We start from the raw sequence: 7,346 nt of genomic DNA, 5'->3' as shown, positions 1-7,346 counted from the left end.
TGGTGGTTCTGCATGCTCCCGGTCCTTACTTGAGCATGCCGGCGACGTGTTCGGCGTGCTGCTCATGGCCCTGGAATATCTTCAAGCCGGTTTCCAGCAGGCTTTTCAGCTCGGCATTCTGCGCCGACGGGATCAAAAGGGTTTCGAGCGCGCCGTTGACCTGCTTGTGATAGGCGACCTCATTGTCGACATAGGCCTTGTCGAAGGCAGCGCCGTGGAGTTTGGCGAGCTTGGCCCGCTCCTCCGTCGCAGCTTTGGTCAGCGCCTTGCTGGTGGGGTTGTCTTCCGGGGTGACCTTGAGCTTCTTGACCAGGTCGAGCGCCTGAACATTTACAGCCTCGTGATCGCGGACCATGTCCTTGGCGAAATCGACAACCTCCTTGTTCTTCGATTTGTCGATGGCCAGCTTGGCCGCTTCGATGTCGATGACCCCGGCCGTGTAGGCGATATGGGCGATCTGCGAATCGGTCGGCTTGTCGGCGGCTTGTGCGAACGGCGCGGTGCCGAGCAGCAGCAGGGCGGCGAGCGCAGCAGTGTGTCGGATAGACATGGCATCTCCTTCGCCAGGACGCTGAAATCGTCCCGGACAGTGTTTTTCGGTTGACGGTCATTGGATGCTGGTCAGCGGCAAACGTTCCCGCTGAAATGAACTGAAATCCGCTGAGGCTCAGCTTTCCAGCCCGAGCCGTCGCATCACGGCGCTGGTCAGTCGTTCGCAACGCCGGCCGGCGAAGGGGAAGGCGTCGAGCAGCACCGGCCCGATCTGGTCATCCAGCGCCTTGCGCAGCAGGGCGCGAGCGCGATGCAGGCGGGTCTTGACGGTTTCGGGCCGCACGCCGAGTAGTTCTGAAGTCTCTTCAATGCTCAGGCCCTCGATCACCCGCGCCACGAACACCATCCTGTAGAGATCTGGAAGGCTGTCGGTCGCCCGTTCGACAAGGGCCAGGATTTGCCGTTGCGCCATTGTCCGCTCCGGATCATCGCTGGGGTTGAGGGGAAACTGGATAATCTCGGCCTGCGGGTTCTCGGGCATCGCCACCGATCGCCATCTTTTACGCAACCGGCCGAGCGCTTCGTTGATGACGATGCGCGACAGCCACGTGCCGAGCGAGGCATCGCCGCGAAAACTGCCGAGATGGGCAAAGGCCCTGACATAGGCCTCCTGGACGATGTCCTCGGCCTCGCTGTCATTGCGCACCTCGCCGCGCGCGATGCGGTAAAGCCGCTGGTTATGCGTCTTGATGATGGTGCGAAAGGCAGCGCCGTCGCGCGCCAGGGCTCGCTGCGTCAATTCCAGGTCGCCAGAGGCAGCGATGATTTCGGTCGCGTCTCGCCGAACGTACGACATGAGCAGTCTCCTTGCCCTTCAAGAGATTGGTCTCGACAACAAGGTTCCTGAAAATTCGTCACACCGGAATCGACGACAGGAATTCGCGCCTCAGATCGATGTTCGTCTCGAAAACGCCGAGCATGCGTTTGGTGACCATGCGGGTGCCGTGCGCGTGGACGCCGCGCGATGTCATGCAGCCATGCTCGGCCACAAGCACGACGGCCACTCCACCCGGCTGCAGGGCATCCTCGATCGCGCAAGCGATATCATCCGTGAGCCGCTCCTGTACCTGCAAGCGGCGAGCGCAAGCCTCGACGACCCTTGCCAATTTGGAGATGCCCACCACGCGGTTGAGGGGCATGTAGGCGATGTACGCCTTGCCGTGGATTGCGGCCATGTGGTGCTCGCAGAAAGAATGAAACGCTATGTCGTGCAGTTCGACCGCCTGGTTATAGCCGCCGATTTCATCGAACGTCCGTTCGAGCAGTCTCACAGGATCTTGCCGATAGCCGGCAAACCACTCTTCATAGGCACGAATGACACGCGCAGGAGTATCGATAAGACCGGGTCGGGCCGGATCGTCGCCGGCCCAAGAGATCAGCGTCCTGACCGCGGCCTCAGCATCGAAGCGCGTCGGCCGGACGCGGCCGACTGCTCTGGGTTGGCCGTCTCCCACTGAATTTCCTTCGGCGGAGGCCGACACGCCATCTTCGGTGTCGTTCAGAATTTGCGAATGCAGGTCCATCGGTCTCTCCAGTTCCACGCTCGAAACCATTGGATGCGGCTGGCGAGGATTGGTTCCCGACTGGCACGACACCCAGGAGGAAGGTTCCCATCCGTGGCGAACCACGGGAACTTTTCGAAAAGCGCTGCATCCAATTTCATGTCTGGCGCATGGTCGACGCACGCCGTCAGGATCGTGAAGGAGAACCAAGATGGCATCGAAACAGCCCGCGGAAACCGACCCTGACCTCGCTGTTGGTGTGTTCATCGTGGCAATCGCGATAATGCCGATGCCGCCGGTCAGCTGGTGGTCCTGGTACGCGTCGGCGACCATTTGCTGGCGGTCGACGGCACATGCACCCACTGCAAAGTCTCGCTGGCGTGCGGAGTATTCATTTGCACCAGGGCCTATATCGGTCTTCAGATCGGCGAAGGGCTCCAGCCTGCGCAACGTTCCGGCCGTGGCCACAGGGCGGCCCCTATCCGGGTCAGGACGCGATCCGCGGCCGCCCGGTGGCTGTCGCGACGACGATGGCTTCGACGAAACTGCGCTCGCCCTCGATTGTGGCAACCCTTATGTCCCGTGAGATCTCGATCCGAGCCTGATCGGTCCCGGCGCGCTCGGCGAGACCTGCCGCCAGAGCGCGAATGTGGGCTTCGGCGGCGGCCATTGCTTCGTCCTCGGTGTCAAAATCGTCCAGCCGCAGGCCGGAATTGAGACGGAAAAGCCCGATCTCCGGCTGGCTGACGCGGGCTTCCGCTGACATCCGTACCTGCCCGACCACCGCGCCTAGCGCATTGGCGACGTCGGCGTGTTCGGCGATCTTGCACGCATTGCCGAGGATCGGCGGCAGCCCCGCGTAGTGAAGCGATGCCGAAGCGCCGAGGCCGATCACCGGCCGGTCGAGTGCGATCGACAGCTGCGCCATGCCGCCTCGTCGGCCAACGGCACGCTGAACCAGCGGATTGGCAACAGAGACGCCGCCATCCAGCCCGTCCTCGGCAAAGACTGTTTCAAGAATGGCTTCTGCAGAACGCCGGGTGACGGCGATGAGGACCATCTCGGAAAATGCTTCCGCTCCTTTGGCGACACGATGCCCTTGGCCGTCGCGCTTGCGTGCGAACAATTCGGCGCCCAGTCGAGCCGCGACAGGATCCCAGTTGCCCTGCCGGCCGAGCACATGGGCCGCATCGGATGGCGTGAAGCCCGCAATATGCACCAGACCACGCGCGACCAGGCGATTGAGCGTTGCGACCTGTGATGTCGATACGAGCAGCCGATCGAGCGCGGCGGGAATTGCCGAAATGTGGGCATAGAGCCGCGCCTCGGTAACGGTCAGGCCCGCAGCCAGACGCTCGGGGACACCTGTGCACAACGCGAAGCGGCCGTCCAGCCGGCTGGTGTTGGGGCTGAGCAATTGCCGCTTGAGGCCATTATGGATGGCATCGCCGTGCTTCACCGCGGCGAGCGCCAGTGGCACGAGTCGACGGGGGCCGAGCACGATCGTCGAAGTCAGCGACCGCTCATGGAGCGAGACTTCCGAATCTCCCCCGAGGCCAAAGGTGCGCATGGCGACGGCTTCCACCATGGTTCGCATTCCGCCGACGGTAGCGCCTTCCGGGTCGAGCCGCAGGCGACCGCCGTCCAGAACGGCGATGTCGGTGGTGGTGCCGCCGATGTCGGACACCACTCCGTCATCAATACCGGTCATGTACCGGGCTCCAACCAGGCTGGCCGCTGGTCCTGACAGGATGGTCTCGATCGGCCGGGCGCGGGCGAATTCTGCGGTGATAAGCGCGCCGTCGCCGCGCACGACCATGAGCGGAGCGACGATCCCGCGTCTTGCCAGAAAGCCTTCGGTGGCGTCGACAAGACGATCAATCATCGAGATCAACCGGGCGTTGAGAAGCGTGGTCATCGCCCGTCGCGGGCCGCCGAGTTTAGACGACAGCTCATGCGAACAGGTCACCGGAAGCCCGGTACGCTCGCGAATGACGTCACGTACCGCGACCTCATGCTCGGGATTGCGAACCGCAAAATAGGAGGCCACGGCGATGCCTGAAACCGTGTCGGCGAGAGACGGCAGCGCGGCCACGAGAGCGTCCAGCACCAGCGGACGCGGATCGCCATGGACGTCATGTCCGCCCGGACAAAAGATCACGGGATCGGAGCCGAGAGCCTTTGACAATCCGTTCCGGTCAAGGTCGGCTTCGGCGAAACCGATCATCACCAGCGCGACCCGTCCGCCCTGCCCTTCGACGAGGGCGTTGGTCGCGAGCGTGGTCGACATGGAGACGAGCTTGATCGCGCCGGGTTCGATGGCAGCCTCGGATAAAACAGCGTCGACGGCACCGGCGATGCCCTCGGCAAGATCGTGCCGTGTGGTCAGCGATTTGGCCTTGGCCACGATGCCTGTAGATTCTGACCACAGCACGGCATCGGTATACGTGCCGCCGGTGTCGACGCCCAGATACAGGGGCGACGGCTGGTGGGTATATGCGTTCATCTTGATCAGTCGCCTAGCCCGGGTTCGGGTGAAAAATATTTCGCGAGCTTGTTTGCTTCGCCGTCGAACGCCTTGGCGTCGGCGGGTGGATCACGCTTGACCGCAATATTAGGCCACGCAGACGCATACTCGGCGTTCAGCGCGAGCCAATCGTCGAGACCAGGCACGGTATCGGGAAAAATGGCTTTCGCCGGGCATTCTGGCTCGCAGACGCCGCAGTCGATGCATTCATCGGGATGGATGACGAGCATGTTCTCGCCTTCATAGAAACAATCCACGGGACAGACTTCCACGCAGTCCATGTATTTGCATCTGATGCAATTGTCGGTGACCACGAACGTCATGAGGCGTTTCTCAGCCATGGCCGGTCAGGGCGACAGAACAATAACAGCTTCAGACTTTCGGCGACATGGGCGGCCTTCAGCCAACACAGTCCCGCAGTCTCCCTGTCCAGCAATTCGTCGCAACTTTCGCCAAACAAGGCGAGGCACCGGCCGAGCAGACCGATCTCCAACCCACCCATGTGCTTGCGGACCGCGACGAGACTTCCCTTGTAGAATCCGCTGGTCAGGATGACCGAGGACCAAAATTCGTACATCTTCGCCAGATGCGTTTCGCAATCACCGGCAACGACGCGCTCGAAAATCGGCCTGAGATCCGCGTCGGCGCGGATCTTGTCGTAGAAGGAGTCGACGAGTTGTCGAATCTGCTCGTCGGAAATCGGGGCTGTCTGTGTCAAGGGCATGCTCTGGTCCAGCGCTTATCCGGCCCTTCAGACCACACCGTAGGTCATATCGAGGGGAATGCGGTGATCATCGATAGCCCGCACGCCAGCGGTGTTTTCAGCCAGGATGAGCGTGGCTTTGCGCTCCTGCTCGGACAGGTAAGCTCCCGAGAACGTAACTACGCCGTTGGTCACGGTCACGTCCGACCTTCCGGTCGAGGGCCATGATTCGGATCGCAAGGCTTCAATAATCTCCAGCCTGATGCTGCTGTCGTCCTGCGACACCGGAGCGCGCCAACGTTTCCTGGCGACGACCAGCGCCCGCACCAGATCGGCACGACTGACGACCCCCACAATCTGTCCGTCGCGCAGCACCGGAACACGCTTGATCCGATTGTGTTCAAGCAGGGTTGCGATCTCGACGACTGGCGTGCTCTCGACCACAGTCGCAACCTCCTTTGTCATGACGTCGGTCACATGCTCGGAATGAGACTTGACATAGCCTTCCGCAAGGGCGGCGTTGTTGGCGAAAAGCCGAAGCCACCAGGAACGATGTTGCGGGGCTGTACCGATCTCTGCCCGGCGGATCAGGTCTCCTTCACTGACGATGCCCAGCAGCGCACCTCGATCAATCACCGGCACGGCGCTGATCCCGTACGACAGGAGAATATCGCCGACCTCATCCACCGTACTGTCAGGCCCTATCGCAATAACAGGTGACGTCATGACGTCCTTGGCGGTCAGCATTTCGTTCTCCTTGACCTGTCTGCGGGCGGCAGAACCGGCGGCAAGGTCGTTCCAGAGACTTGCCCGTTGCCAGCATGGAGGTGGATCGCGCGATAGAACTCCCTCGCATGGAAAGCATAGGCTTCCAGATTGGTCGGATCGCCAGCGAACAGCCCCATATCCTCGGCTTTCCGGAAGAACCAGTGAGCGGGCAAACCGGGTTCGAGCGCCTTCACGGCAACAGCCGCAAGCAATGGCAGGCCTTCGTCCGCATCGTCGTCCATCAGTTGTTCGAGCACATCCCGAATCACCCCTGTTGCGTCTGAACCAACTATGCTCTCGGCCAGTCTTGCATAGGTGATCGGCAGCCGGGTCTGTGCTTGCAGGAGCAGTTCCTCTCGGAGCCGTCTTTTGAGAGCACTGCCATCTACGAGAGCAATTGGAATGCGGCCATCTACATCGAGGCTGGCAGATACCATTTGCCCTACTACATGACACTGGATGTCCCTGCCGGAAAGTATTCTGCCGAAATCGTGTTCAAGCCTGTCCATTATTGTCATCGTCGAGCCCAGGTGCCCCTCGCGCGACAACGCCAAGAACTCCCGTGGCGTTTAGACCTGCTGGCTGGCACCGAATGTGTCAATTTCGTTACGCGCGAGCTTCACTCGTCCTTACCTACAAGACAAACGAAATTTATTGCCGCTTTAGCACAATTATTTTGCATCAGAATTTCGATTGCAGCGCGTGGCACAGCCCTTCCCTTTTCGGAATCGATATGCATCTCTGATGGGCCGAAGCCATCGCGCCCTCGATTGTCCCGGCTCTTAGCAAGCGGTGATTTCGGCCCCGAACGCGGTAACAGGAGATTATGATGATCACTGGTGCTCAATGCCGTGCCGCTCGCGCGCTGGTCGAATGGACCCGTGACAAGCTCTCAAGCAATTCAGGTGTGGATGCGTTGGTCATCGAGGAATTCGAGCGCCGGATCAACCTTCCCGACCAGGATATCTGCGACACGCTGCAAACCGCGCTTGAAAACGCCGGCGCCGTTTTCATCGCGGAAAACGGCGGCGGTGTCGGCGTTCGCCTGAAACTCAACCGCTCCGAAGTCAGACGAATTGGCGTCCTGGAAAATGAAGGCGGCATCGTCGGAACGGACGCCGTTCCATAGGTCTTCTGAGCCGATGGTTCCACGTTCACAGTCCGCTGCTGGGCAGTTCAGATCCCGCTTGGCTGCGCAGGCGCGAGGAAGGAAGCCCTTCATGACGGTTATCTGGGACGATCTCACCGAGGACGAGCAAACGGCGCTCAAACGAATGAACCGCGGACCCTACCC

At 61.1% G+C, this 7,346-nt stretch carries 9 protein-coding genes; all 9 read right to left on the bottom strand.

Going from position 1 to position 7,346, the window contains the following annotated elements; genetic code table 11:
• Window positions 1-25: 25 nt before the first annotated feature.
• Window positions 26-550, bottom strand: a complete 525-nt coding sequence (locus EN925_RS15685; protein WP_127370509.1) for a DUF4142 domain-containing protein — start codon at window positions 548-550, stop codon at window positions 26-28.
• A 117-nt stretch (window positions 551-667) separates the two neighbouring features.
• On the bottom strand, window positions 668-1,348 hold the full coding sequence (locus EN925_RS15680) for an RNA polymerase sigma factor (protein ID WP_128336680.1): 681 nt from the start codon (window positions 1,346-1,348) through the stop codon (window positions 668-670).
• A gap of 58 nt (window positions 1,349-1,406) precedes the next feature.
• Window positions 1,407-2,075 (bottom strand): GTP cyclohydrolase I FolE, encoded by a 669-nt coding sequence (gene folE / locus EN925_RS15675; RefSeq protein ID WP_127367952.1) that lies wholly within the window; start codon window positions 2,073-2,075, stop codon window positions 1,407-1,409.
• A 466-nt stretch (window positions 2,076-2,541) separates the two neighbouring features.
• Window positions 2,542-4,560 carry a hydantoinase/oxoprolinase family protein gene (locus EN925_RS15670; protein WP_127367946.1) on the bottom strand — a complete coding sequence of 673 codons (2,019 nt, stop codon included), beginning with the start codon at window positions 4,558-4,560 and terminating at the stop codon, window positions 2,542-2,544.
• Between the two features lie 5 nt (window positions 4,561-4,565).
• On the bottom strand, window positions 4,566-4,904 hold the full coding sequence (fdxA, locus tag EN925_RS15665; protein WP_127367945.1) for a ferredoxin FdxA: 339 nt from the start codon (window positions 4,902-4,904) through the stop codon (window positions 4,566-4,568).
• Window positions 4,901-5,299: a group III truncated hemoglobin gene (locus EN925_RS15660; RefSeq protein WP_245321852.1), complete on the bottom strand. Its 399-nt coding sequence runs from the start codon at window positions 5,297-5,299 to the stop codon at window positions 4,901-4,903. The genes fdxA and EN925_RS15660 overlap by 4 nt, the downstream gene beginning before the upstream one ends.
• A gap of 33 nt (window positions 5,300-5,332) precedes the next feature.
• Window positions 5,333-6,031, bottom strand: a complete 699-nt coding sequence (locus tag EN925_RS15655; protein WP_127367944.1) for a CBS domain-containing protein — start codon at window positions 6,029-6,031, stop codon at window positions 5,333-5,335.
• Window positions 6,025-6,561, bottom strand: coding sequence for a hypothetical protein (locus tag EN925_RS15650; protein ID WP_127367943.1), 537 nt, complete (start codon window positions 6,559-6,561; stop codon window positions 6,025-6,027). Before EN925_RS15650 ends, EN925_RS15655 begins: the two co-directional genes overlap by 7 nt.
• A 392-nt stretch (window positions 6,562-6,953) precedes the next feature.
• Entirely contained in the window at window positions 6,954-7,274 is a 321-nt protein-coding gene (locus EN925_RS40130; protein ID WP_206519123.1) for a hypothetical protein, read from the bottom strand.
• Between the last annotated feature and the right edge of the window lie 72 nt (window positions 7,275-7,346).

This window comes from Mesorhizobium sp. M7A.F.Ca.US.006.04.2.1 (genome assembly GCF_004022915.1).
GTDB classification, from domain to species: Bacteria; Pseudomonadota; Alphaproteobacteria; order Rhizobiales; family Rhizobiaceae; genus Mesorhizobium; species Mesorhizobium ciceri.
Note: the sequence above shows the minus strand (reverse complement) of the source record. Positions and strands in the feature narration are given on the sequence as shown.